Annotated in this window: 28 protein-coding genes and 1 riboswitch; of the genes, 3 read left to right on the top strand and 25 right to left on the bottom strand. The window is 37.3% G+C overall.

Annotated elements, in window-relative coordinates; translation table 11 throughout:
- The 11 genes from mtnA to V6C17_RS10520 form a co-directional block, all read right to left on the bottom strand.
- The gene (mtnA, locus tag V6C17_RS10570) at positions 1-1,038 is read right to left on the bottom strand and encodes an S-methyl-5-thioribose-1-phosphate isomerase (protein WP_333522581.1); all 1,038 of its coding nucleotides are present in this window, start codon (positions 1,036-1,038) and stop codon (positions 1-3) included.
- Positions 1,039-1,061: 23 nt separating this feature from the next.
- Positions 1,062-1,859: an S-methyl-5'-thioadenosine phosphorylase gene (gene mtnP / locus V6C17_RS10565; protein ID WP_333522531.1), complete on the bottom strand. Its 798-nt coding sequence runs from the start codon at positions 1,857-1,859 to the stop codon at positions 1,062-1,064.
- Positions 1,860-1,983: 124 nt separating this feature from the next.
- A complete protein-coding gene (locus V6C17_RS10560; protein ID WP_333522530.1) occupies positions 1,984-2,400 on the bottom strand; it encodes a TIGR04086 family membrane protein in 417 nt (138 codons plus the stop codon).
- A gap of 71 nt (positions 2,401-2,471) precedes the next feature.
- Positions 2,472-3,233, bottom strand: coding sequence for a 5'/3'-nucleotidase SurE (gene surE, locus V6C17_RS10555; protein WP_333522529.1), 762 nt, complete (start codon positions 3,231-3,233; stop codon positions 2,472-2,474).
- Between the two features lie 21 nt (positions 3,234-3,254).
- Complete coding sequence (locus V6C17_RS10550; RefSeq protein WP_333522528.1) at positions 3,255-3,989, bottom strand: 7-carboxy-7-deazaguanine synthase QueE; 735 nt, start codon at positions 3,987-3,989, stop codon at positions 3,255-3,257.
- Between the two features lies 1 nt (position 3,990).
- Positions 3,991-4,368, bottom strand: coding sequence for a 6-carboxytetrahydropterin synthase QueD (gene queD / locus V6C17_RS10545; protein WP_333522527.1), 378 nt, complete (start codon positions 4,366-4,368; stop codon positions 3,991-3,993).
- A 205-nt stretch (positions 4,369-4,573) separates the two neighbouring features.
- Positions 4,574-5,857 (bottom strand): glycosyltransferase family 2 protein, encoded by a 1,284-nt coding sequence (locus V6C17_RS10540; protein ID WP_333522526.1) that lies wholly within the window; start codon positions 5,855-5,857, stop codon positions 4,574-4,576.
- Positions 5,858-6,020: 163 nt separating this feature from the next.
- Positions 6,021-6,698 carry a CDP-diacylglycerol--serine O-phosphatidyltransferase gene (pssA, locus tag V6C17_RS10535; protein WP_333522525.1) on the bottom strand — a complete coding sequence of 226 codons (678 nt, stop codon included), beginning with the start codon at positions 6,696-6,698 and terminating at the stop codon, positions 6,021-6,023.
- Complete coding sequence (locus tag V6C17_RS10530) at positions 6,695-7,333, bottom strand: phosphatidylserine decarboxylase family protein (protein ID WP_333522524.1); 639 nt, start codon at positions 7,331-7,333, stop codon at positions 6,695-6,697. The genes pssA and V6C17_RS10530 overlap by 4 nt, the downstream gene beginning before the upstream one ends.
- 119 nt (positions 7,334-7,452) lie before the next feature.
- Positions 7,453-8,133, bottom strand: a complete 681-nt coding sequence (locus V6C17_RS10525) for a WecB/TagA/CpsF family glycosyltransferase (RefSeq protein ID WP_442891484.1) — start codon at positions 8,131-8,133, stop codon at positions 7,453-7,455.
- 114 nt (positions 8,134-8,247) lie between these two features.
- Positions 8,248-10,212, bottom strand: a complete 1,965-nt coding sequence (locus V6C17_RS10520; protein ID WP_333522522.1) for a transglycosylase domain-containing protein — start codon at positions 10,210-10,212, stop codon at positions 8,248-8,250.
- 121 nt (positions 10,213-10,333) lie between these two features.
- Between V6C17_RS10520 and V6C17_RS10515 the strand changes: the two genes are divergently transcribed.
- The gene (locus V6C17_RS10515; protein ID WP_333522521.1) at positions 10,334-11,233 is read left to right on the top strand and encodes a polysaccharide deacetylase family protein; all 900 of its coding nucleotides are present in this window, start codon (positions 10,334-10,336) and stop codon (positions 11,231-11,233) included.
- Positions 11,234-11,274: 41 nt separating this feature from the next.
- Here V6C17_RS10515 and guaB read toward each other — a convergent pair whose 3' ends face one another.
- The 4 genes from guaB to V6C17_RS10495 all read right to left on the bottom strand — a co-directional run bounded on the left by guaB (position 11,275) and on the right by V6C17_RS10495 (position 14,335).
- Positions 11,275-12,729: an IMP dehydrogenase gene (gene guaB, locus V6C17_RS10510; protein WP_333522520.1), complete on the bottom strand. Its 1,455-nt coding sequence runs from the start codon at positions 12,727-12,729 to the stop codon at positions 11,275-11,277.
- A gap of 215 nt (positions 12,730-12,944) precedes the next feature.
- Positions 12,945-13,337, bottom strand: a complete 393-nt coding sequence (locus V6C17_RS10505) for a 3D domain-containing protein (RefSeq protein WP_333522519.1) — start codon at positions 13,335-13,337, stop codon at positions 12,945-12,947.
- Positions 13,338-13,345: 8 nt separating this feature from the next.
- Positions 13,346-13,477, bottom strand: a riboswitch (cyclic di-AMP (ydaO/yuaA leader).
- 111 nt (positions 13,478-13,588) lie between these two features.
- Entirely contained in the window at positions 13,589-14,071 is a 483-nt protein-coding gene (locus V6C17_RS10500) for a hypothetical protein (protein WP_333522518.1), read from the bottom strand.
- A 78-nt stretch (positions 14,072-14,149) separates the two neighbouring features.
- Positions 14,150-14,335 carry a 2-hydroxymuconate tautomerase gene (locus tag V6C17_RS10495; protein ID WP_333522517.1) on the bottom strand — a complete coding sequence of 62 codons (186 nt, stop codon included), beginning with the start codon at positions 14,333-14,335 and terminating at the stop codon, positions 14,150-14,152.
- 222 nt (positions 14,336-14,557) lie between these two features.
- Between V6C17_RS10495 and V6C17_RS10490 the strand changes: the two genes are divergently transcribed.
- Positions 14,558-15,208: a hypothetical protein gene (locus V6C17_RS10490; protein WP_333522516.1), complete on the top strand. Its 651-nt coding sequence runs from the start codon at positions 14,558-14,560 to the stop codon at positions 15,206-15,208.
- 39 nt (positions 15,209-15,247) lie between these two features.
- Here V6C17_RS10490 and V6C17_RS10485 read toward each other — a convergent pair whose 3' ends face one another.
- The 4 genes from V6C17_RS10485 to V6C17_RS10470 form a co-directional block, all read right to left on the bottom strand.
- Positions 15,248-15,946: a TVP38/TMEM64 family protein gene (locus V6C17_RS10485; RefSeq protein ID WP_333522515.1), complete on the bottom strand. Its 699-nt coding sequence runs from the start codon at positions 15,944-15,946 to the stop codon at positions 15,248-15,250.
- A gap of 98 nt (positions 15,947-16,044) precedes the next feature.
- Complete coding sequence (locus V6C17_RS10480) at positions 16,045-16,242, bottom strand: hypothetical protein (protein ID WP_333522514.1); 198 nt, start codon at positions 16,240-16,242, stop codon at positions 16,045-16,047.
- Between the two features lie 164 nt (positions 16,243-16,406).
- Complete coding sequence (gene recG / locus V6C17_RS10475) at positions 16,407-18,464, bottom strand: ATP-dependent DNA helicase RecG (RefSeq protein WP_333522513.1); 2,058 nt, start codon at positions 18,462-18,464, stop codon at positions 16,407-16,409.
- A 36-nt stretch (positions 18,465-18,500) separates the two neighbouring features.
- Entirely contained in the window at positions 18,501-18,698 is a 198-nt protein-coding gene (locus tag V6C17_RS10470; protein WP_333522512.1) for a DUF1858 domain-containing protein, read from the bottom strand.
- 186 nt (positions 18,699-18,884) lie between these two features.
- On the opposite strand from V6C17_RS10470, the gene rpmB reads away from it, so the two are divergent.
- On the top strand, positions 18,885-19,076 hold the full coding sequence (gene rpmB / locus V6C17_RS10465; protein ID WP_333522511.1) for a 50S ribosomal protein L28: 192 nt from the start codon (positions 18,885-18,887) through the stop codon (positions 19,074-19,076).
- A 47-nt stretch (positions 19,077-19,123) separates the two neighbouring features.
- On the opposite strand, the gene hslO is transcribed toward rpmB, so the two are convergent.
- From hslO to ribD, 6 genes are read right to left on the bottom strand one after another with little or no spacing between them, the layout of a single operon-like run.
- On the bottom strand, positions 19,124-19,996 hold the full coding sequence (gene hslO, locus V6C17_RS10460; protein WP_333522510.1) for an Hsp33 family molecular chaperone HslO: 873 nt from the start codon (positions 19,994-19,996) through the stop codon (positions 19,124-19,126).
- A 16-nt stretch (positions 19,997-20,012) separates the two neighbouring features.
- On the bottom strand, positions 20,013-20,567 hold the full coding sequence (gene yfcE, locus V6C17_RS10455) for a phosphodiesterase (RefSeq protein WP_333522509.1): 555 nt from the start codon (positions 20,565-20,567) through the stop codon (positions 20,013-20,015).
- Positions 20,568-20,596: 29 nt separating this feature from the next.
- Entirely contained in the window at positions 20,597-21,061 is a 465-nt protein-coding gene (gene ribH, locus V6C17_RS10450) for a 6,7-dimethyl-8-ribityllumazine synthase (protein WP_333522508.1), read from the bottom strand.
- 3 nt (positions 21,062-21,064) lie between these two features.
- On the bottom strand, positions 21,065-22,273 hold the full coding sequence (locus tag V6C17_RS10445) for a bifunctional 3,4-dihydroxy-2-butanone-4-phosphate synthase/GTP cyclohydrolase II (protein WP_333522507.1): 1,209 nt from the start codon (positions 22,271-22,273) through the stop codon (positions 21,065-21,067).
- A gap of 41 nt (positions 22,274-22,314) precedes the next feature.
- On the bottom strand, positions 22,315-22,977 hold the full coding sequence (locus V6C17_RS10440) for a riboflavin synthase (protein ID WP_333522506.1): 663 nt from the start codon (positions 22,975-22,977) through the stop codon (positions 22,315-22,317).
- Complete coding sequence (gene ribD / locus V6C17_RS10435) at positions 22,946-24,076, bottom strand: bifunctional diaminohydroxyphosphoribosylaminopyrimidine deaminase/5-amino-6-(5-phosphoribosylamino)uracil reductase RibD (protein WP_333522505.1); 1,131 nt, start codon at positions 24,074-24,076, stop codon at positions 22,946-22,948. Before ribD ends, V6C17_RS10440 begins: the two co-directional genes overlap by 32 nt.
- Positions 24,077-24,149: the final 73 nt, after the last annotated feature.

Here is a 24,149-nt window from a genome sequence, read left to right as displayed (position 1 = left end):
TTACTCACCCTTCATTCTGTTTTTTAAATTTACGATTTGATCGAAATAAGGCGCTCTGAGCACTCCATATTCTGTAATTATTGCAGAAACTAATTCGTTTGGAGTTACATCAAATGCTGGATTAAATACATCCACTCCTTCAGGAGCAATTCTAACTCCAGCCAAACTCGTTACCTCATCGGCATCACGCTCTTCTATTGGAATATCTTCGCCGCTTTTTATATTGAAATCAAACGTTGATATTGGGGCAGCAACATAAAACGGAATACCATGCTCTTTTGCTAGGACTGCTACACTATAAGTTCCGATTTTATTAGCTACATCCCCATTTAAAGCAATACGGTCTGCTCCGACTATTACAGCTTGGACCATTCCTTGTTTCATTACCCATCCAGCCATATTATCTGTAATTAGTGTGACTGGGATATCCTCTTGCTTTAGCTCCCAAGCTGTTAACCGAGCACCTTGTAATAAAGGCCTTGTTTCATCAGCATATACTCTTGTTATCTTTTTCTGAGACCAAGCTTCGCGAATAACGCCCAACGCCGTACCAAATGCTACTGTAGCTAACGCACCAGCATTACAGTGAGTTAATACTGCACAAGGTGTATTAAAAAGGGTGGCTCCATGTTCTGACATGCGTCTATTAACGTCTTTGTCTTCATTTGCAATAGCAATTGCTTCTTTTTCTAGGTCATCGATAATGTGCGAAATATTATCACCAGTTTTGTAACGGCTTGCAACTGAAAGCATTCTATCAATAGCCCAAAACAAATTAACAGCAGTTGGTCGTGTCTCTCTTAGTTCTTGTGCAATAATTAACAAATTACTAAGAAAATCTCCCTGTTTATCCTGTATTTGCCGCGCTCCTAGAACCAAAGCAAATGCGGCGGCAGCCCCAATTGCGGGAGCACCGCGAACTTCTAAACGCTTAATTGCGTCTGCCACTACTTTATAGTCTGAACAACTAATATATTCTAACTTTCCTGGCAATTTAGTTTGATTTAAAAGCTGAAAACAGGTTTCATTCCATAACATTGTATTCAAGAAATCACCTTCTATTATAATTTAAAGCCACCATACTCAGCTAACGCCATTTTGCATTTACAAGCGTTTTTTCCTATCTCAATAAGTTCTATTGATTTCATTATTAATCTCTTTATATTTTCAGAATTAGCTGACATAGTTTCAACAACCTCAGCATGAGTCAATGGCTGCGGCGAAATACCCGCTGCATAATTGGTAACCATAGACACTGTCGAATAACACATCTCAGCTTCTCTTGCTAGCACTGCTTCGGGTACGTTAGTCATGCCAACTAGATCTCCGCCAAGCTTTGCGAACATATTTATTTCGGCAGGTGTCTCAAACCGTGGCCCCTCAGTACATACATATACTCCATTTTTATGGATTGATATATCTAAAGCTTTTCCTGCGTCGCTTATAATTGATCTAAGTATGGGGCAATAAGGCTCAGTTACATCAACATGCACGACTCCTCTTTCTCCACCCTCATAGAAAGTGCCTATTCTTGATTTAGTAAAATCGAGAAACTGGTCTACTATCACAAAATCGCCTGGCTTCATCTCAATGTTTAAAGAGCCAACAGCTGTAGTTGCAATGATATTTTCAACACCGATCTTCTTCATTGCCCATATATTTGCGCGATAATTAATTAGATGTGGTGCAATCGAATGATTACTGCCATGGCGTGGTAAGAAAGCGACGTCTTTACCAGCGTACTCTCCCACCTTATATTCAACCTTACCGTATGGAGTCATAGTTTCTTCACTACGAACGTTACTTAGAATTTTAGGGTCGTATACACCTGTTCCGCCAATTATCGCTATTTTAATCATTTAATCATCACCCTTATCAATAATATCTAAAGTCCAATAAAAACCATATATATTATATACCTGATATACTACTAAAAGCAAACAGACTTGGCAGTAGCCAAGTCTAAACTCTCTTATTTTAGCTTTATAAGTTTATGCCAATAATGCCACCTAAAGCACCTGCTGCTATACCTGCAGCAAACTTATTTACCATGGTTAGCAATGTAATCGACTCATTAGCAATTTCCATACCTAACCCGACAGATATAAGAACATAAACACACCCAATAGCCATACCAATTATTAAAGCTTTCGATTCTGTCTTACTAGTTGCATAAGCACTACCAATAAAAATACTTAGCATCGTTACCGCAACCATAACATAATTCATATATCTCTCTAAAACTGTACTTTCTGTAGTTAATGTAATGAAAGATAGAATTATAATGCTAATGAAAGAGACAACTAAACTAACAATTAGGCCCCTAAATATAGATACTGCTACCCCCGATACCTTTTGCGGCTGCGAGTTATAGCGTCTACGCCCAGTAACTTTGGCCACATAAATTCCCTCCCCGGAGTTTTACTGAAAATTTATGCAAAATTCGGCCAAATATACCTATTAAGAACATTTTATTTAGTTAGTTTCCATTCTGTTAACATATTAATCAAGCCATAGTTCGTTAAATCAAAATGTATCGGCGTTACAGAAATCTTATTGTTTTTAACAGCAACAATATCACTATCTGGATCGTTATCATTATCTACAATCTCGCCACCCATCCAATAATAAAGTCTGCCGCGAGGATCTTCACGCCGTTCGAAGGTGTTAGCATACTGCCTTACACCTAACTTTGTAATTGTAACTTCTTCTATTTCTTCTAGCCTAACTGCTGGCACGTTAACATTTAGCAACGTATTTGGCGGCAAGCTTTTTTGTGCCAATGTCTGAACTAATTTTGCAGTATAATTAGCTGCAACACTAAAATCTGAAAGTTTCCAGCTGTCTAACGAAACCGCAACTGATGGAATGCCATGAAGTGCTCCTTCGATAGCTGCACTTACTGTACCTGAATAAAGGACGTCAGTCCCCATGTTTGACCCTAAGTTAATACCAGAAACTACAATGTCAGGTTTATCAGGCAGTAAAGCTTCTACAGCAATCTTTACACAATCAGTTGGTGTTCCCCCAACACGCCAAGCACATAATGGAGGCTGATCTATACAATACTTATCTACTCTTATTGGATGATGAACAGTTATAGCCTGACTTGTTGCACTACGCTCAACATCAGGTGCAACAACTATAACCTCAGCTACTTTAGATAGAGACTCCCAAAGTGCCTTAATGCCAGGAGCTCCTATTCCATCATCATTTGTTAGTAAAATTCGCAAAATTCATCCCTCCGCTATTTTTTATAATTGGTCAATAAACTTATGCGTTTGGGGTATTACTTTAACTATATCCAATGATTTGAGGGCTAAACTCTGAAGTTCAAGTACTTCTTCAGGTAAGATTGGTATGCATCCGTTTATAGGCGTTACTGGTTGGAGGATAAGTGGGATTTTACGGTTTACGCTAGTTACTAGTTCAACTGCTTTTTCAAAAAACTGCTTCTGTGTAGTCCCAGTGACAACTAACTTAACAAAGACTTCTTTATCGGCGGCAATTTTCAGAAATTCCTTATGCACATCCCATAACTCACTGCCAGTAACATCTGGCATCTTAATATCCATACTTACAATATCAATATTATTTATTATCTTTTTAAGCTCTTTTGGCAAAGTACCGTTTGTTTCTATATATATTTTCCCCTTAATGCCTGATATAACTTGATTTAATGCATCAGCTTGGCATAGAGGTTCTCCGCCAGTAAAACTTACCGAATGATGAGGATGAACAAGCAAGTTATTTATCTTATTGACTAATTCTGATAACATAAATGGATTATCAAAAATAAAAAAATCTCTTTTACCTGGAGTTTGCTCTATTCTGCATGAATCTGAGATTGCACGTGATGTTGGGGTATCACAGTAAATACATTGCAAATTACAACCTGCTAAACGAACAAATACTTGTCTACAACCAACATATTGTCCCTCTCCTTGAATAGAGGAAAAAACTTCAACCATATTAATAAAATCGACCATTTTAATTCCTCGCATAATAAGTTACTGCCGACTTTGGAGATTCCCATACCTTAATAGAACGAATACACACATTATCTGAGAGAGCAGGTCTTTGTTTTAGTTCGTCATAAATATAACGCGCAATGTTCTCAGCAGTAGGATTTTGTACCTTAAATTGATCTAACTCGTTTAGATATAGATGATCAAGCTTATCTATTATTTGATTAACTTCTACTTTTAAATCGCGGAAATCGATCAGCATACCCAATTCATTAAGTGTCTCTCCTGCAACAGTAACTTCAACACTCCAGTTATGTCCATGCAAGCGATTACATTTGCCGGGATAGTCAACTATCCGATGGGCAGCTTCAAATTCAACAATCACAGTTATTTCATACATATTCAACTCACCCCATAGTTATGTTTAATCAAGAATATAAAGAATATACTCGTGGACTAGTAGTACTTTCCACAATTCGAACACAGCATAACGTCATTTTTTGTATGACGCACCTTTTTCAATAAAATGATAACTTTCTAAGAGTGTAAAAAAAGATGAGCATCATTAACACTCATCTTTTTATATCTATTTATAATGTTTGACATTACTTAATAGCTTGCTTACTTAATAAACTTTCCTTTGGAAATTCGCCTGATTGGTTAATAAGAATTTCTTGATAACTAATACTTCTTGTATGCTGGGTATGGCTCCATTCACGCTCATTACGATGCAGGAAACCAAGGAAAGTTATAGGTATCCAGCTATAAACAAACAGTGGATATAAAACGAGGTAGAACCATGACTTCCAATTAGCACGAATTAGGAACAACACAATCACCGGTAAGACGTATTGCCCAATTGCAATTATAGTCCATACTTGTATAGGCAAAACCTTATAAAAGATATTAGTATAAAACGGTACAATATGATATAAGTAGCTAGCTATAACAAATGATGTAGATAGTATCAGAAAGTGAGGTTGAAGTAAATGTAATACCCCATCTAAAATTCTAATATCGCGCTGTCTAATCCCCTCAGTAATCATACGTGGAATATAGCGAGCGGCAATGTCAAAATGTCCTTGAGCCCACCGTTTTCTCTGTTTCCATGATTGCATAAATGTTAGAGGCTTCTCATCATATACTATAGCATCGTGTGCCCATGTTGTTCTAATACCTCTTAGTAACACCTTCATAGTGAATTCCATATCCTCTGTGAGACATGTAGCACCCCAGCCAAACTTCCTCAAAATGTCGGTTGATATACACATCCCAGTACCACCGAGAACACTTGATAAGCCTATATTCGATTTAGCTAAATGCCAAATATGATTCGTAACCCAAAACGAAATTGCAAATGTTCCCGAAATCCAGGTATCATTGGGATTTTTAGCATCAAGATAACCTTGGATTACTTTTTCACCTTTACATAAACGATTATTCATTTCCAATAAAAAGTTAGGATGTACAAGATTATCAGCATCAAAAACAACTACTGCATCATATTTTCGTTTAAGTTGAAACAGTTTTGCAAACATCCATTCCATGGCATAACCTTTACCGCGTTTCTCAAGGTTAAAACGTTCGAAAACTGTCGCACCAGCATTCTTTGCGACTTGTACTGTGCTGTCTTTGCAGTTATCAGCAATAACAAATATATCATACATTTCACGAGGATATCTTAAAACCTGTAGGTTTTCTACTAACTGCCCAATTACCTGTTCCTCGTTATGAGCAGCTACTATTACTGCAAAATGATTTTTTGGCGTAAGTATTTTCGTTTCTTTTCTACGCCAGATTCCGAAAAAAGCTATTATAAAATAATATAATGTAAAGAATATGATAATTAGCTGCATTGGAATCATTATGTAGTCAAAAACATAGTTCATGGATTGTGCTCCTTTAAAATCCTGTTTTGGTACCCACAACCTAAACAGAGCTATCTAAAATTTAGTATTTTTTAATAAAACAGCAATAAAGGTATTAATTATATTGCTTGAATTATAATTCTAATATTATGATTCTTCGCGAGTCGGGTAAATATCACCTTCTTTAAACTGAAGATTTCGATTCAAACATACCAAACACAGTATTCAGTAATCCAAAAACAGCATATGTAAAGAACGGTGCAAAAAGAATCGCATCATTCCTAATTAACATTATATAACAGCCAATAGCTAACGCAATGATACTAGGAATTATTCGTATTTTTTCTCCTTTACCCTTGAAATCAGGGTATTTCACAGTACTTACCATTAGATATGCAAAAATACTTACTAAGATTGGAAACAACCAACCTGTCGGCTTAATTCCCAACATTACAAAAGTTGCTACCACACACCCTGCGGCAGGTATCGGAAGACCCATAAAATAACCCTTTACCATTGTTGTACTAACATTAAAGCGAGCTAAACGCAGAGCACCGCAGGTTGCAAACGCAGCAGCTATTACATAACCCATCTTATCAAAATCTTTTAGCAAAAATGCATACGCTAAAATAGCTGGTGCTACACCAAAAGAAACTAAATCACATAATGAATCTAATTCCTTCCCAAAATCGCTGCTCACATTTAAATACCTTGCAGCTCTTCCGTCTAGACCATCTGCCACCATCGCAGCAACAATAAACAATGCTGCATTGTAGAAATCTCCATTAAATGTGCTAATTATCGAGAACATACCCAAAACGAGATTCAGGGCTGTTAATAAATTAGGAATTAAACTTCTCACTTATTTAACCTCCCTATGACTGTCTCTCCACCTTTTACACGATCACCTTTTTTAACAAGAACTTCAACATCTTTCGGCATTATGATTTCAGTGCAAGAACCAAATTTAATAAGACCATATCTTTCTCCTCGTTGCAGCATACTACCTAGCGTTACCCAGGAAACTATGCGCCGAGCAATAAGCCCAGCTATTTGAGTCACAACAATTCTCATTCGTTCATTTTCAATACCTATTGAATGACGTTCATTCTCACATCCAGCTGATTCCTTATATGCTGGCTTAAATCTCCCGCAAGTATACTGCTGATACTTTATTTCTCCGGCAATCGGGCTGCGATTAACATGTACATCAAACACAGATAAGAATATAGTTACTTTATTACAAGGCTCATTTACAAACTGATCATCATGAAATTCAGTAACACTCATTACTTTTCCATCCGCGGGTGATACAACTAAGCACTCATCGGAAGGAATTGTCCTCTTAGGATTGCGAAAAAAGAAACTGACAAAAAGCGTAAGAACACCCGGAATTATACTCCAGTACGGGTGAACGGCCAAAGCGACTATGATAGTGATAATTGCAAGCAAAAAAATGTATATATACCCTTCTTTTACTATAGGCGTTTTAACCATTTGACCACCTCCTCCGAGCAAGCCTATTTAGATCATAAAATACTTAATTTGTTTAATATAGTACAATAATAATCCATTATTTTTCCCAAATCATTATAATATAACAAAGTTTACTTTGTCTAATGTTTTTTAAATGACATAACCTTTAAAACAAACCGCGGCAAGGCTAACATGCGTAAAGCACGCTGAGGTTGAGATAATAGGCGATATAACCATTCGAGATTCGCACGCTGCATCCATATCGGGGCACGATTTACTACTCCCGCCATAACATCAAAAGTGCCGCCAACTCCAATAGCTATTGGCACACCTAACTGAGCTATATTTTGAGCAAGCCATTTTTCCTGCTTTGGAACACCTAAAGCAACAAGTAAAACATCTGGATTAGATGACTTTATTTCATTAATAATCCTAGGTTCATCATCGGAAGCAAAAAATCCGTTTCTAACCCCGACTATTTTAACTCCGGCGTAATTTGTCTCTGCCCATGTTTTTGCCTGCTCAGCTATTCCAGGTGCTCCACCAAAAAAATAAATCCGATAATTATTTTTAGCGGCTTTCCTTAGTATTTGCTGAACTAAATCAAAACCAGCTACTCGCTCTGGTATAAGTTCTCCACTATATTTAGCTGCCCAAACGACGCCAGCACCATCAGGAACCACTAAGTCCGCATTATTCAAAATCTTTTTCAATTCACAATCATTTTGAGCCATCATTACCATCTCAGCGTTTGCAGTTGCGATTAGGCGAGGCTTTCGTGCAGCGATAAATTCTTCTACAATTTTGACAGCTTTAGCCATAGTCACAGCATCTATCAAGACGTTTAGTACAGAAATTCTTTTTCTACCCAATTTTTATTGCTCCTTAACACTATCCAAATTATAACAATAGGCTAGGTACATTGTATCATAATCTTAAAAACTGGGCAATCGGGGTATATTTAGCTTCCAGCGTGGCCGCTTCTCATTTTGTTTTCCTGGTTGAGAAGGTTGTAAATTTGTGTGCAACCTATTGTCAACCAAGGTAGGCTCAGTTCCGCGAATAAAGGAGCTATACTCAGTATCAGGACATGCGGGTCCAGCTAAAAGACCTGTATCTGCACAGATAGCAACTCCTGTTATAATATTCGGTGGTACACTAAAAGTTTGTGGAGGATTATTGCTCAGGGCCGTACTCATCATTTTGCCCCAGAAAGCCGCAACTTGGCTTCCAGAAATGCCTACACTTGTACGATCATCATTTCCAACATAAATACCTGCAACTAATTCTGGAGTATAACCAATAAACCATGCCGTTTCATAGTTATCGGTAGTCCCAGTCTTGCCTGCTGCTGGTCTGCCAATATTTGCTGCAGTACCTGTTCCTGCTTCAAGAACACCCATCATCATGTTGGTCATGATATACGAAATTTCCGGCTGCAAGACAAACTGCTGATTAATTCGGTTTTCTTCAAGTACTTGATTATTTTCATCAAGCACTTTTATTATACCAATCGGCTGGGACAATACGCCATTGTTTGCAAAAGCCGTATATGCTGTTGTTAACTCCAATAAATTAACTCCTTGCGTAAGCCCACCTAATGCTGCAGATAGATTGTCATCATCTGCAGTCAGTGTTGTTATACCCATAGATTTTGCTAAGTTAAGAACATCCGTCATACCAGTTTGCTGAGCTAACTTTACTGAAGCCGTATTAACCGACCACCTAAGGGCCTTTTTCATAGTTACTGGTCCACGAAATTTATTATCATAGTTTTGTGGAGAATATCCACTAATATTTATAGGTTCATCATAAATTATGGCATTTGGAGTCAACCCTTTGTTTAAAGCAGTTGCATATACGAACGGCTTAAACGCAGAACCTGGCTGACGTATATCAGCAATAGCTCTATTAATCTGACTTTCTTGATAATTACGGCCGCCAACCATAGCTTTTATATGTCCATTACGCGAATCCATCACAAGTACTGCACCCTGATACTGGCCCAATGCCGCCTCGGCAGCCTGCTGAATTTTTGTATCCATTGTTGTATATACCTTCAAACCGCCTTTATATACTCGATTTGCACCATATTTCCCGACCAAGTCATTAGCAATATAGTCAATAAAATATGACGCCTGTACTGTTCGCTTCTTTTTTCCAGCAAGAACTAATGGTTCTGCTTGCGCCTCATCAGCTTCAGCCTGAGTAATATACCCCTCCTTTACCATTCCAGAAAGTACGACAGCCCTCCTATTGATAGCTGCTTTCATATCTGCGTAAGGGGAGTAAAGATTCGGACCTCTAGCCAAACCAGCAATCATCGCACTTTGCCCTAAACTCAGCTCACTGGCATGTTTTCCAAAATATACTTGTGCTGCTGCCTCAACGCCATAAGCACCCTCTCCAAAGTAAACTTGATTAAGATATGCTTGTAGAATTTCCTGCTTCGAAAACTTGCTCTCAATAATCATTGCTAAAAGAGCTTCTTTCAACTTACGTACTATCGTCCTTTCTTGAGTAAGAAACATCTCTCTAGCCAGTTGTTGAGTAACGGTACTCCCGCCTTCTGCTATTCCGCCAGAACGAATATTAACCCACAGTGCTCTTAAAATTCCAATAGGGTCAACACCAATGTGATTATAAAACCTTGTATCTTCGTTTGCTATTATAGCTTGTGGTATATATCGGGACATATTATTCATAGTGACTACTATTCTATTTTGTTCAAATAATTTAGAGATTAATTGACCATTAACGTCGTAAACCTGTGTTGCTGCAACTAACTGTAAGCTTTCTAGGTTACTGGTCTGTGGTAACCCTAAAAAAGCGTAGCTAACATTTGAGAAACTAGCACTTAAAAAAATAATTATTAATATGCAAAGAAAGAATCTTCTCATTTATTCCACACTCCCTTATATTTAGTATTCCAAAGCTTGACATACTTTACGCGCAGGAATACCAAGTTGTATAGCGAATAAATAATTTATGCATCATACTTTGACGAATATTGGGGTTAATATGAATAAAAATTATCTATTTCTGAAATCTATCTGTGGTGCATCTATAATTATACTAGTCCTTATTGCTTGTTTGCCAACAGTTATCTCGCAATATTCAACCTATGCATCTCTTAACAAGACCGAAGTCAGTAAAAACAGTACTGCTTCAGATAGCAGCGCAAACTTTATTCTTTTAAGCGATGAAAAGATTACTATTAATTCTAGTAATTTACCACTTTATGATAAGTACACAGTTCCAGAGCGGAAAAGCCTTAACCTAGACCAAAATCTACCTCCGGTCAAACCTTATTATGGCGAAAGAACTGTCTATCTTACATTTGATGACGGACCTGAGCCAGAAAACACACCGGCAATTCTTGATATTCTCAAAGAATACAATATTAAAGCAACTTTTTTTGTAGTTGGTACACAAGTTGAAAAATATCCAGAGATACTTAAACGTATATTTAGTGAAGGCCATGCAATAGGAAATCATAGTTATAATCATATCTATAGAGACTTATATAAATCTTCTATGACCTACTTAAATCAGCTTTATCAAACTGACGATAAAATTAAAAACATTATAGGCTTCCGCCCAAGAATTTCTCGAGCACCTGGAGGATCAGCGGGTAGTTTCACTAAGGAATATTGGAACGCACTTGAACATAATGGATACGTTGAAGTTGGATGGAATATTAGTTCTGGCGACGCTTCCTCCGCAAAAGCCAGTCAAATTACTGCTAATATTGCTCGTCAGTTAGAGCAACAGCATTTATGGAGTCATTCCATAGTCCTTATGCATGACGGACGCGGACATAATGAAACGGTTTCTGCTTTACCTAACATAATTAAGCTATACAAAGATAAGGGATTTGAATTTCGGGTCGTAAGCATAGAAACACCGCCAGCCTGGTAATACCAAGCAGGCGGTGTTTCTTCTTACGACCAATTTATTTCTTATAAACTGTAATTCGGCGATTCTTTTGTAATACTAATATCATGTGGATGACTTTCTTTTAATCCTGCACTAGTAATTCTTATAAATTTTGTGTCGCTTATAAGCTCCCCAATATTCCGAACTCCGCAATATCCCATTCCAGCTCGCAAACCGCCTACAAGCTGGAAGACGGTGTCAGCTAATGTACCTTTATAAGGAACTCGCCCTTCAATTCCTTCCGGAACAAGCTTGTCCATATTTTCTTGGAAATAACGATCTTTACTTCCCTCGGCCATAGCACCAAGTGATCCCATTCCCCGATAAACTTTATAACTCCGTCCTTGATAAATTATCGTCTCGCCCGGGCTTTCCTCTGTCCCGGCAAATAAATTTCCAATCATAACTATATTTGCTCCAGCGGCAATAGCCTTAGCTACATCCCCTGAGTATTTAATACCACCATCTGCAATTATAGGTATATTATATTGTCGAGCAACTGCGGCACAATCATAAACCGCCGTTATCTGAGGAACACCGATACCTGCAATAACACGCGTAGTACAGATCGAGCCAGGTCCAATACCTACCTTAACTGCATCAACGCCTGCCTCAATAAGATCACGAGTTGCTTCAGCCGTCGCAACATTTCCGGCAATTAAATCTACATCTGGATAATTTTTCTTAATATGCCTTACAGCTTCTAAAACCCCTCTTGAATGACCGTGTGCAGTATCAACTACAATTACGTCTACCTTCGCTGCGACGATAGCCTCGACACGCTCCATCATATCTGCCCCCACTCCCACTGCAGCAGCAACAAGAAGTCGACCTTTAGAGTCTTTAGCAGAATTAGGATACTTTAAAGCTTTTTCAATATCTTTAATAGTAATAAGGCCTTTTAAGCGACCTTTATCATCAAGCAAAGGTAACTTTTCAATGCGATGTTTGCGTAACAGTTCTTTAGCATCTTCAAGAGATGTGCCGACAGGTGCAGTTATTAAGTGTTCCCGAGTCATACAATCCCGAATTTTTCTGGATAAATCAGTTTCAAATCGCAGGTCTCTATTGGTAATAATACCAACTAGTTTCTGATTTTCAGTAACAGGAACACCAGATATATGGTATTTTTCCATAAGATCATGAGCATCTTGTAAAATGTTTTCAGGCGATAAATATATTGGATCAACAATAATACCATGCTCAGATCGTTTAACTTTATCAATTTCGTTGGCTTGTCGCTCAATTGACATATTTTTATGTATTACTCCTAGCCCACCTTCTCTAGCCATCGCTATTGCCATGCGAGCCTCTGTTACAGTATCCATTCCTGAGCTAATAATCGGAATATTTAACTTAATATTTTGAGTTAAGTAACTACTAACCTCTACTTCTCTTGGCAAAACTTCTGATTTAGAAGGAATTAATAATACATCATCAAATGTTAACCCTTGTTTCTCAAACTTAGATTCGAACATTTAGGTAGCTCCTTTCACTTAAGTACAAAGAGATATTTCAAATATAATAACATATATAAACTTATCGAATCTAGCATTTTTATAATTTTTTAGTAAATTTTACATAAAAGCGACCTAATTTAACTATAAAAATATCATAAACCATAATATATTATTCCGATAATTAACCATCATATACTTATATTAATAAAAGGACTTGGCATTGCCAAGCCCTTTTACTCGAGAACAGTTACCTTTACTTTTTGCATGCCAAATTTATATGCTTCAGATACCGTTTGCATAGCAATGTCAATCCGATTTCCTTTTATTGCACCACCTGTATCTTCCGCAATAGCCTCCACAGTACGTCCGTCAGCAAAATCAATACGCACTTTAGACCCTAACGGAATTATTTTTGGATCAACAGCTATAATACCTGGACGCACTTTGGTACCCATATACGTAAGATTTCCCCATTTCCCATTATCATGTGGTCCTGGTGCGTATGCCGTTGCCACTATGTCCAAAGTAGATGTTGCAGAAGTTTTAGTTTCAGCTGAAACAATCTGAGTGTTTACACCAAGTATAAGCGTCGTAGCAATATAAAAGGCTACTATTATCTTTTTCATTTTTACAGCACTCCTTTCTTTACGCCGGCGAAGTTAGCTGACGGATTAGGGACAAAGGATAATCCCCACTACCTAAATGGTAGTTTCACCCCAATAAAACGGTTCCTCCGCTTTCAGTTGAAATTAGGCGTGCCATATATGTTACTGGATGTATAGCATTATGTCAACTTGATAAAAATTCCAAGATATACTTTTTTCCTACGAGTACCAATTTGTTTAAAATATTCACACTATTTTTATACACAAGCAAATTAGAAAGGTGAAAATCCTATAACCGACCATATATTATTGTTAACAATTCTGGATAAAGCACTTATCTTACGCCGCTTCATAGTTTTTACCTGATATAAAGAACTTAGAAACATTTTAGTTGATGAGTATGCGCTATTTTGAGATGCCTGCTGATAGAATTGGGCTGATTTTTCAATCATAGCCTCTAAAGACCAAAGAATAACAAGGCTATTATAGTTAGTACCAACTTTTTCAACAAGTTCATTATATCTGCGCCAATCTTCATCGTTTCCGACTAAAGGTGCAATATCAACATTCGGGTAACTACTTGTATTGGGATCAACTTTTTTAGCATCAGCTAATATTAATTCTAATTCACTATTTAACTTTATTAAATAATGTAAAATATCAGCTATTTCCGAATTGACATCCGATTTTATCATACACTCTAATTGTTTTCTTATGCTAATTTCAACACTTAAGGCTGTATCTAATGCAAGCATACTACCAGGCTCCTCTATTAAATAAACCCATTTCGTGTCAACGAAATGGGTTTATTTAATTTAATTTATTATCTAAAATTAGATATCAGCGCGTAATTTCCCGCCTTGACCTAGGTGTTCTTTAGTCATATCCCTGATAATAATAGTTACCGCGCTCTCTGGGCAATTAGCAGTTTCGGAAATAGCTGCTGTTACCTTTTTGACTAATTCTCGTTTCTGTTCAACAGTACGACCTTCAAGCATATCAATTTGTACAATCGGCATTGAATACCCCTCCTATTTAAATATTATGTAAGTATTTTCGACTATCAACCAGTATTTTCCTCTGCATTAAAAAAGAATTTTTTGTTTTTTAAACTATAAATAGTAAATCACTATATGCTTTTAATCTAATTATGATTAGTAACATATCGCCTCTTCTACTCATAACCTATAGTAGATGCAAACTACTTCATACTTAAAGTTTAAGGGAGGTTAAATATTATTATGAGTAATACACCTTTACATCATTTTTGCAATAAGGAATTTGTATGCGAGATTGAAGATTTGAGAGAACGCAATGTACTCCTGCTCTTAATTGACGGATCTGCAATTTTTGGTCGCATCGGCCGGATCGAAGATTGCGTAATTAGTATGGTCCCACCGATAGGCGTAACTGCATTAAATCTTGTACAACTTCGTCCACCTAATCCAACTCTTGCTATTCCTATCCTAGTTAGTCAGATATTAGTAGATCTCTGCGATGTAGCTCATGTTGTTGAAGGACCGTTTATAACTTCGCCTTTGACTCTATGCGCCGATGCAGCAGTTACCGCAGCTGGTGCTCATCACACAAGAAACGCGAGCGCTCCTGTGGCTACTCGCCCTCAATGTGAATTACTTGACGAACTTGAAGATCTTGAGGCTCAAAATATTGGCATTACCACTGTAGGCGGATGGTCTATACTTGGTGTATTAGGCGAAGTAGATGACTGTGTATCCTTAATCAGCTCATCGACTACTGCATTTCCACCGTTATTCTTTATCGGGGCGGTAACAGTACTTGGCCCCGCATTCCCCGGTGGTTTAATTGTACTTTTTGGAACCTTCAGGGTATGGAGCAACTTAAAAGCTTTAACTCAAGTCATACTACCTTAATAACAAAGCAGCAAGGATATTAATACCTTGCTGCTTTTCCTATTCGTCATTTGACTTAACTTCAGTAGATTTTATCGTTTTCTTTCTCTTTTTATGCCACCATAACGATAGGTAAATAATTATAACACTAAATATTATAACTGAGAGACGCAGCTTGTTTTCAGAAGCAAACACGATATCATGACCTAAAAGAACTTTTATTATCACAGGCGGAAGTTTTCCAATAAATGTTGCTAGTATAAAATCTTTTACAGAAATCTTACTTATAGCTGCCACGGCAGTTATTATACCAGATGGAGCTAAAGGCAAAAGCCGTGCGATGAGCAATGCTTTAAATCCGTTTGTTGCACTATATTCATCAACTTGTTTCAAGTATTCACTCTTTGATATCCAACATTCAAATAATTGACGAAACAAGTATCGTGCAAATATAAACATACATATTGCACCAACAACTTCTCCGAGCCAAGAGATAATTACTCCCCAAAATAATCCATATACAATACCTGCCGCTCCCGATAGAATCATAAAAGGAAATACTATAGTAAATGTCATCATAATAAATAAGATTATTGTTACAATTATCCCCCAGGTACCGAAAGACCTCAAATAATCGGCTAAAGCAACTATATCACCGTTTCTGATAATCGAATAAGCATGTTGAAAAAATTCTGGCTGCCATAAATATGCAAGTCCACACAGTAAAATTATAGCTCCCCAACCCCACAACTTTTTCATAATATACCATTCTCACTCCTTCAAGTGCTTAAGAAGACATTATCTTCTTACCTTACAATAAAATAGCACTGTATTCACAGTGCTATTTACTAATAGCTTCATTGGGTTATTTCGTGCTTAAAAATCTCACAACTTCCACCAAGCCAGTGAACACAATCTGTACACCTGCGAACAAATTCGCTTGGAGACACATTTAACAATGAATACCCATACCCCATGGCAGAGATAATATGTTCAAATTCCTGGCATTCACCCGCAATTCCGCGCAATTGTTTATCGCAATATCGATTTTTCATATCTATAAACCCCCACCACTTTTTTTAGTAGTGTGCACGTTACCCATTAAAAATAATTATAAAAATTTATTTTATATAAGTATAAAATTGCTTATTAACGTCAATAATAGGAATGTAAATTTTCTCCTCTCCCATAATTTGGCGGCATGTGCCGCCTCTTTTTTTTAGTTGCGCAATATTTCCGTAAATTCGGCGGGAAAATGTGTATTGATTAATTGCTCAACGTAACTATTATATATAGAATTGTTAACAGTTTTTTGAGCCGCTTTTTTAGCTAAAAGCAAAATATCAATGTCATTAACAATATCCGCTATTTTCAGGTCAGGCAGACCATGTTGTCTGTTCCCAAAAAGCTGCCCTGGTCCACGTAATTTTAAATCTTCTTCGGCTAATGCAAATCCATCTGTTGTAGTTTCCATTAATTCCAGTCGCTGCTTAGTTTCATTGCTTTTGTTCTCAGTAAGTAAAATGCAATAAGACTGATGTTCTCCTCGTCCTATTCTTCCCCTTAACTGGTGAAGCTGCGCTAATCCAAATCTGTCGGCTCCCTCAACTACCATTACAGTGGCATTAGGAACATTTACTCCAACCTCTATAACAGTTGTTGCAATTAGTATTTTAATATCACCACTATAAAAAGATGACATAATCTCATCTTTATCTTGTACCTTGATCTTACCATGAACTAAACCGCAGCGAATATTCTTAAATACCGTCGACGTTAGTAGCTCAAAAAGTTCTACGGCTGATTGTGAATTAATTTTTTCTGATTCATCAATTAAAGGACAAACTATATAAGCCTGCCTTCCTTTTTCAACCTCTTTAATTAGAAATTCATAAACTTTCTGACGACTATCATTTGTCCTCAAGAATGTCCTTATCGGTTTACGCCCAGGCGGCATTTGGCGAATAATTGAAACGTCCAGATCACCATAAACTGTCAGAGCCATAGTCCTAGGTATCGGGGTAGCAGTCATTACTAATACATCAGGGCTTTTCCCCTTTTCTAGCAGTTTAGCCCGCTGTTTTACGCCAAAACGATGCTGCTCGTCGGTAATTACTATGCCTAAATTTTTAAAAACAACACTATCTTGAATGATTGCATGCGTGCCAATAGTAATATCAATTACTCCATCTCTAATTTCCGATAACACTTTTTCCTTAGCGCTTCGATTCATACTTCCATTTAAAATGCCGATTTTTAATTCTAACGGACTAAGTAACTGTTTCAATGTATCATAATGCTGTTCCGCAAGTATTTCCGTAGGAGCCATCATTGCGCCCTGGTAACCATTTTCTACTGTTTTCAAGAGAGCTAGCACTGCAATTATTGTTTTACCTGAACCAACATCACCTTGTAACAGGCGTTGCATAGAAGTTAAATCTTCCATATCCGCTCTTATTTCCTGCCAGGCATTTATTTGATCTTCGGTTAATTTAAAAGGAAGAATATTTTTCATTTTTTTAAGGAGAAAGCCATCAGCAGAATGCTTTATACTACCACCAGTTTTTTTATTCTTTGCCTTTAAGAACGCTAACCCACACTGAATAATAAATAGTTCCTCGAATACAAGCCTACGTCGAGCATCAATTAAAGCAGGATAACAGTCTGGAAAGTGAATATTAGGGATTGCTAACTCACGAGATACTAGTCCAAATTCACCTATAAATTCCGGTGGTAAGGTTTCGCCTCTCCACAATTCTTCCTCGCTTAAAACTTGCCTGATTAGGCCTTTTAATAAGTTCTGGCTTATAGATTCGTTTGACGGATATATCGGAACTATTCTTCCAGTATTTATAAAATCGTCATTATTTTCCAAAATTTCAAATTCAGGATTAGAGATTTCAATCTTGTTAAATTGACGTTTTATTTTTCCAGAAACAATCAACTTTAGCCCCACGGCCAGTTTTTTCTTAACAAAAGGCTGATTAAACCAAACTAAATTAGCAATTCCAGTTTCATCATTAATAGTCACTTTAGTAATAGTCAAACCTCTCCTAGGTTTCGTGTCCTGTATACAAGTAACACTGCCTGATAGAGTTTCGATTGACCCATCAACTAATTCGGCAATTTTTTTATATAAACTTCTATCTTCATATCTCTTCGGATAATGCTCTAACAAATCATTAATTGTCAAAATACCCAACTTTGCTAGATTAGAGGCTTTAGCAGGTCCAACACCTTTTAAATATTGTATGCTTCTATTGAATTGCCGCTTCAAGCAAACTCACCCCAAAGGCAACTATATTCATAAAAATTACTTTTTTAATATAGTATCATTTAATTCTTTTACTAATACTTCAACATTAATTCCGTGCAGTCGAGCTCCATTCTCGATGGTTTCCATAACCGCTCCCATACACCCGACACAACTCATACCATGTTTTATAAATACTTCGCGAGATTGAGGGATTGAACGTAATACTTCAATTATAGATGTGTTTTTCGTAATCACTTAAGTACCTCCTCTATTTATAGAGTCAAAGACTACTTCAATTTATTTGATTTAAAATCCTGCTCAATTTTTATATAAATGATTTAACAAAAGTTTTCAAAAAGATTGCATATAGAAGCAGATTATGCTAAAATATTGATGTTATGTATAAGGATGTCTTGTCCTTCGTTAAAGGAGGTGGAATAGATGGCAAATATTTGCGAAATCTGCGCTAAAGGTGAATCCAGCGGCTTCAACGTCAGCCACTCCAATTTAAAAACCAAGCGCACATGGAAACCAAATATTCAACGTGTTCGAGCACTCGTAAATGGAGAAGTAAAAAGAGTTAACGTTTGTACTCGTTGCCTGCGTTCCGGTAAAATTCAACGCGCAATTTAATAATTATCCTATATAAAAATAAAAGGACTGGTTTTAAACCAGATCCTTTATTTTTTTTGCTTTATTCTTTCTAATAATTGACGAAGGTATTCAGCATCAAACTGGTATTTCTCGCTGCAAAAATGACACACTACTTCCGCATGTCCCTCATTAATCAAACCAGTTAATTCGTCCTCACCTAAGCTTATTAGCACCTTCTCAATTTTGTCTGATGAACACTGACAATTAAAATTAACTGGATATTTATCGTTAAAGTTGATTGTCATCCCAGCAAAAATCTCCTTTATTATTCCTTCTGCGTCCAAACCTGATGAAATCATTTGTGATACAGAAGGAATTGTTGCGAGATTTTTTTCTAATTGGGAAATTGCACTATCATCTGCGTCTGGCAAAGCTTGAATGAAAAAGCCTCCTGAAGCTAAAACATTTAGCTTTTGTCCAACAAGTACACCAAGTCCAACACTAGAAGGAGTTTGTTCCGAGACTAAGAGATAGTTTGTAACATCTTCAGCTATTTCGCCGCTTACTAAAGCCGAACTACCCGTAAAAGGATGTTTAAGCCCAGTAAAACGAGTTACATAAATAGATCCAGAACCGACTGCACCTCCGACATCCAATTTACCTTCGCGAAGCGGCAAATCTACATGTGGGTTTTTGACATATCCACGAACATTGCCATTCTCATCGGCATCAGCTATTATTTCACCAAGAATGCCATTACCAGCTATTCTTACAGTAACACTCTCCTGGTTTTTCAAGTTAGCAGCCAATAACAAAGTTGCAGTCATAGTACGCCCTAAAGCCGCAGCAGCAATTGGATAACAATCGTGGCGTTCTCGAGCATCTTCTACTAAATTTGTAGTCACCGCTGCAAACGCACGTAATCCAGGAACGGTTGCTTTTACCAAGTGATCCTGCATTTGAGCCCTCCTAAGGTTATAATAACTCTGTTTGTAGTACTTCTCCATTTTCAATGTCAATTAAACTTACACTGCCATCATCCAAAATAGCTATTGTGCCTCTACCATCAGCACGTTTGGACATACTTGGAGAACCGGGGTTCAAAAATATAATGCCGTTTATTTTTGCAAGATTTGCTATGTGAGTGTGACCAGTAATAAATAAAGACGCTTTATACTTAGAAGCTATCATTTGCTGTTCGTCTATACTTAGTTTGTGTCCATGAGTAGCTATTATTCTAAAGTTATTAGCCATAATATGGCAGTATGGTGACTGGATAGGAATATCCAGCACCATACTATCAACCTCAGCATCACAGTTGCCACACGAAACAATTATTGGTATAGTACTACTATTTATCAATTCTGCTAATTGTTTAGGATTATATTCTGCAGGAATGTCATTACGAGGCCCATGATATAACACATCTCCTGCATGTATGATAAAGTCAGCATCATAGAAAAACTTATCAAAAACCTTGACCCATGTTTCTGCACACCCATGGGTATCACTTATAATGCCTATCTTCATAGTACCCCCATATATTTCCAGGAAATATTTTACATATCTTTAATAAGATTAGCCATTTCAATAGCCGACATAGCTGCATCGAAACCTTTGTTTCCAGCTTTTGTGCCAGCTCTCTCAACTGCTTGTTCAATGGTTTCAGTTGTCAGAACACCAAATATTGTTGGCACTCCAGAAGCCATTCCAACTTGTGCTACACCTTTTGTTACCTCAGCACATACATAGTCAAAGTGAGGAGTACTACCGCGAATAACAGTTCCTAAGCAAATAACAGCTTGATATTTTTTGCTGAAAGCCATTTTCTGTGCAACCAGCGGTATTTCGAAAGCTCCTGGAACCCAAGCTATTTCAATATCGTCTTCACTCACTCCATGTCTTTTAAGAGCGTCAATAGCACCGCCTAATAATTTATTAGTAATAAATTCATTAAACCTTGCAACTACAATACCAACCTTTAACCCTTCTGCTACTAATTGTCCTTCAAAAACCTTTGCCATATTTTATGCCTCCTCGTATTGTTTGAGCATATGCCCTAATTTTACTTTTTTTGCTGATAAATATTTTTTATTGAAACGATTTGCTTTTATCTCCAAAGGAACTCTGTCGACAATAGTCAAACCATAACCTTCTAGACCTGCACGTTTTTTAGGATTATTAGTTAAAAGACGTATGCTTGTAAGCCCTAAATCAGCCAATATCTGCGCACCTATTCCGTAATCACGTAAATCTGCTGCAAAACCAAGAGCCTCATTAGCCTCTACCGTATCTTTGCCTTTATCTTGAAGTGCATATGCACGAATCTTATTAGCTAACCCAATACCGCGTCCTTCTTGACGCATATATAAAAGTACGCCCTTACCTTCTTCTTCGATCCTCTTTAATGCGGAAGAAAGCTGATCTCCGCAATCACAACGCAGCGAACCTAACACATCGCCTGTTAGGCATTCGGAATGCACACGTACTAGAACATTCTCCTGTCCAGTAACATCCCCCTTGACTAAGGCTACATGACACTGCTTGTCTAACTCACTCTCGTAAGCAATAAGCTTAAATTCACCGTATTTAGTCGGCAGCTTTGTTTCAGCTGCACGTAATACAAAGTTTTCATGAGTTTTGCGATACTTAATTAAATCGGCAATTGTTACTAGTTTCAAGCCATGTTTTTCAACAAATTCCATTAGTTGCGGAACCCTTGCCATAGTGCCATCGTCATTCATTATTTCACAAATTACACCAGCAGGATATAAACCGGCTAATTTAGCAAAGTCTACGGCTGCTTCAGTATGCCCAGCACGTCGTAGGACACCTCCTTCACAATATCTTAGAGGGAATATATGCCCTGGACGTCTTAAGCTATCAGGAGTTGCTTTCTCATCTAATACTGTTTTAATAGTTAAAGATCTTTCAGCTGCTGAAATTCCTGTCGTTACATCGTATGCATCTATCGATACGGTAAATGCAGTTGAAAGTGAGTCTGTGTTCTGGGTGACCATCGCACCAATACCAAGTTGATCAAGACGTTCACCAACAACAGGCATACATATAAGACCACGTCCATATGTAGCCATAAAATTAATCGCTTCTGGCGTTACTTTATCAGCAGCCATTAATAGATCGCCTTCGTTTTCACGATCCTCGTCATCTATAACAACTATTATCTTACCATTTTTTATATCTTCAATCGCATCTTCTATTTTATCAAACTTCATTTTTATGTACCTCCTAATATTTTCGAATGCTGTAACGCTTTTTATATAGAAAATCCATGTTTACCTAAGAAATCTAATGTTATACCAGACTTAGTTTTATCTACGTTGTCCTGATAGTTAAATCCCAATAGTTTTTCAACGTACTTACCGATTACATCAGTCTCAAGGTTAACGGGATCACCTGTTTTTTTTATTCCCAAAGTAGTCATTGAAGCAGTGTGAGGAATGAGCGAAACGGTAAACCATTCTTCAGTACATTCAACAACAGTCAAACTGATACCATCGATAGCGACCGAACCTTTTTTTATTATATAACGCATAACTTCCTGTCCTGCTTCTATCCGAATAATAACGGCGTTATCATCCTTAGTCATACCACTTATAACACCCATTCCGTCAATATGACCGCTAACAATATGACCGCCAAACCTATCACCTAAACGCATTGTTCGCTCAAGATTAACAGTATCACCCGGTTTTAGCTTTGCTAAAACTGTCTTATCAACAGTTTCAGGCATGACGTCAGCAGTAAAAAATTTATCGCTATAATCAACTACTGTTAGGCATGTCCCATTTACAGCAATACTATCACCTAATTTAACATCAGTTAAAATCTTCAGTGCATTAATTGTGAGACGAACAGATTTTTGACCTCGAGAAATAGATTTAACCTTACCCAATTCTTCCACAAGTCCGGTAAACATCTCGTCCCTCCCTATTTCGTAAATAAGCAGTAATCAATATATCGTCATCGATAACTTCACTATTTATATCTTCAAGTAAATATGCATAGTCTAAAGTCGCGACTCCTTGCCCTCCAACTGGTCCTGGGGCACTGCTTCCTCCAATTATTTTAGGAGCGATAAAACAGTGAATTTTATCAACTAAATTCTCATTTAACATAGAAGCGTTTAATTCGGCTCCTCCTTCAAGCAATATGCTTGTAAGCCTCCTATTACCCAGTTCACGAAGTAGTCTACTCAAATCAACTCTGCCATTTTTCTCAGAAACTATAATTACCTCTATACCTTCAGCTTCTAAGCTTTTAATTTTATCAGCAGCGGCTTGTGCTGTAACTGCGATTATAGTTGGCGCTGACTTGTCAGTAATAATCTTAGAATTTAAAGGAATGCGCCCTTTGCTATCTACTATTATTCTAGTAGGATTTTTCCCTTTAGTTTCCAACCGGGTAGTTAATTCCGGATTATCTTCAATTACTGTACCAACACCAGTCATTATAGCATCGTATGTATCTCGATACTCATGCACACGCTGTCTTGACTTAGCACCAGTAATCCATTTAGAGTTCCCCGTATGTGTTGCAATCTTTCCATCTAAAGTCATTGCAGTTTTTAAAGCCACGAATGGAATTTTACAAGATATCCATTTTAAAAAAACTTCATTTATTTTAGCCGCATCTGCAGCTAAAACACCTTCTGAAATTCTTATTCCAGCGTCACGTAATTTTTCGATACCTTTTCCTGCGACTAGTGGATTTGGATCAGTCATTGCTATAACTGCTCTTGCAATTCCAGCGTTGATGAGAGCATCTGTACAAGGGCCAGTTCTTCCATGATGTGAGCAAGGTTCTAATGTCACATAGATTGTCGATCCTTTTGACAATTCACCAGCTTGTGCTAAAGCATGAATCTCCGCATGAGGAGTTCCTGCCTGCTTGTGCCAACCTTGCCCAACCACTCTGCCGTCTTTTACGATAACGGCACCAACTAACGGATTAGGACTAGTGCGACCTATGGCATATTGGGAAATATGTAAGGCTTGGCGCATATATTGTTCATCCATTTGTGACCTCCAAGGATAAAATAAAAGCTGTTAAAAAGTTTAAAACTTTTTAACAGCCTAAAAAAGCATGGAA

Source organism: Dendrosporobacter sp. 1207_IL3150 (assembly GCF_036763085.1).
GTDB lineage: Bacteria > Bacillota > Negativicutes > DSM-1736 > Dendrosporobacteraceae > JBAIYU01.
This window is presented reverse-complemented; position numbering and strand designations above follow the sequence as displayed.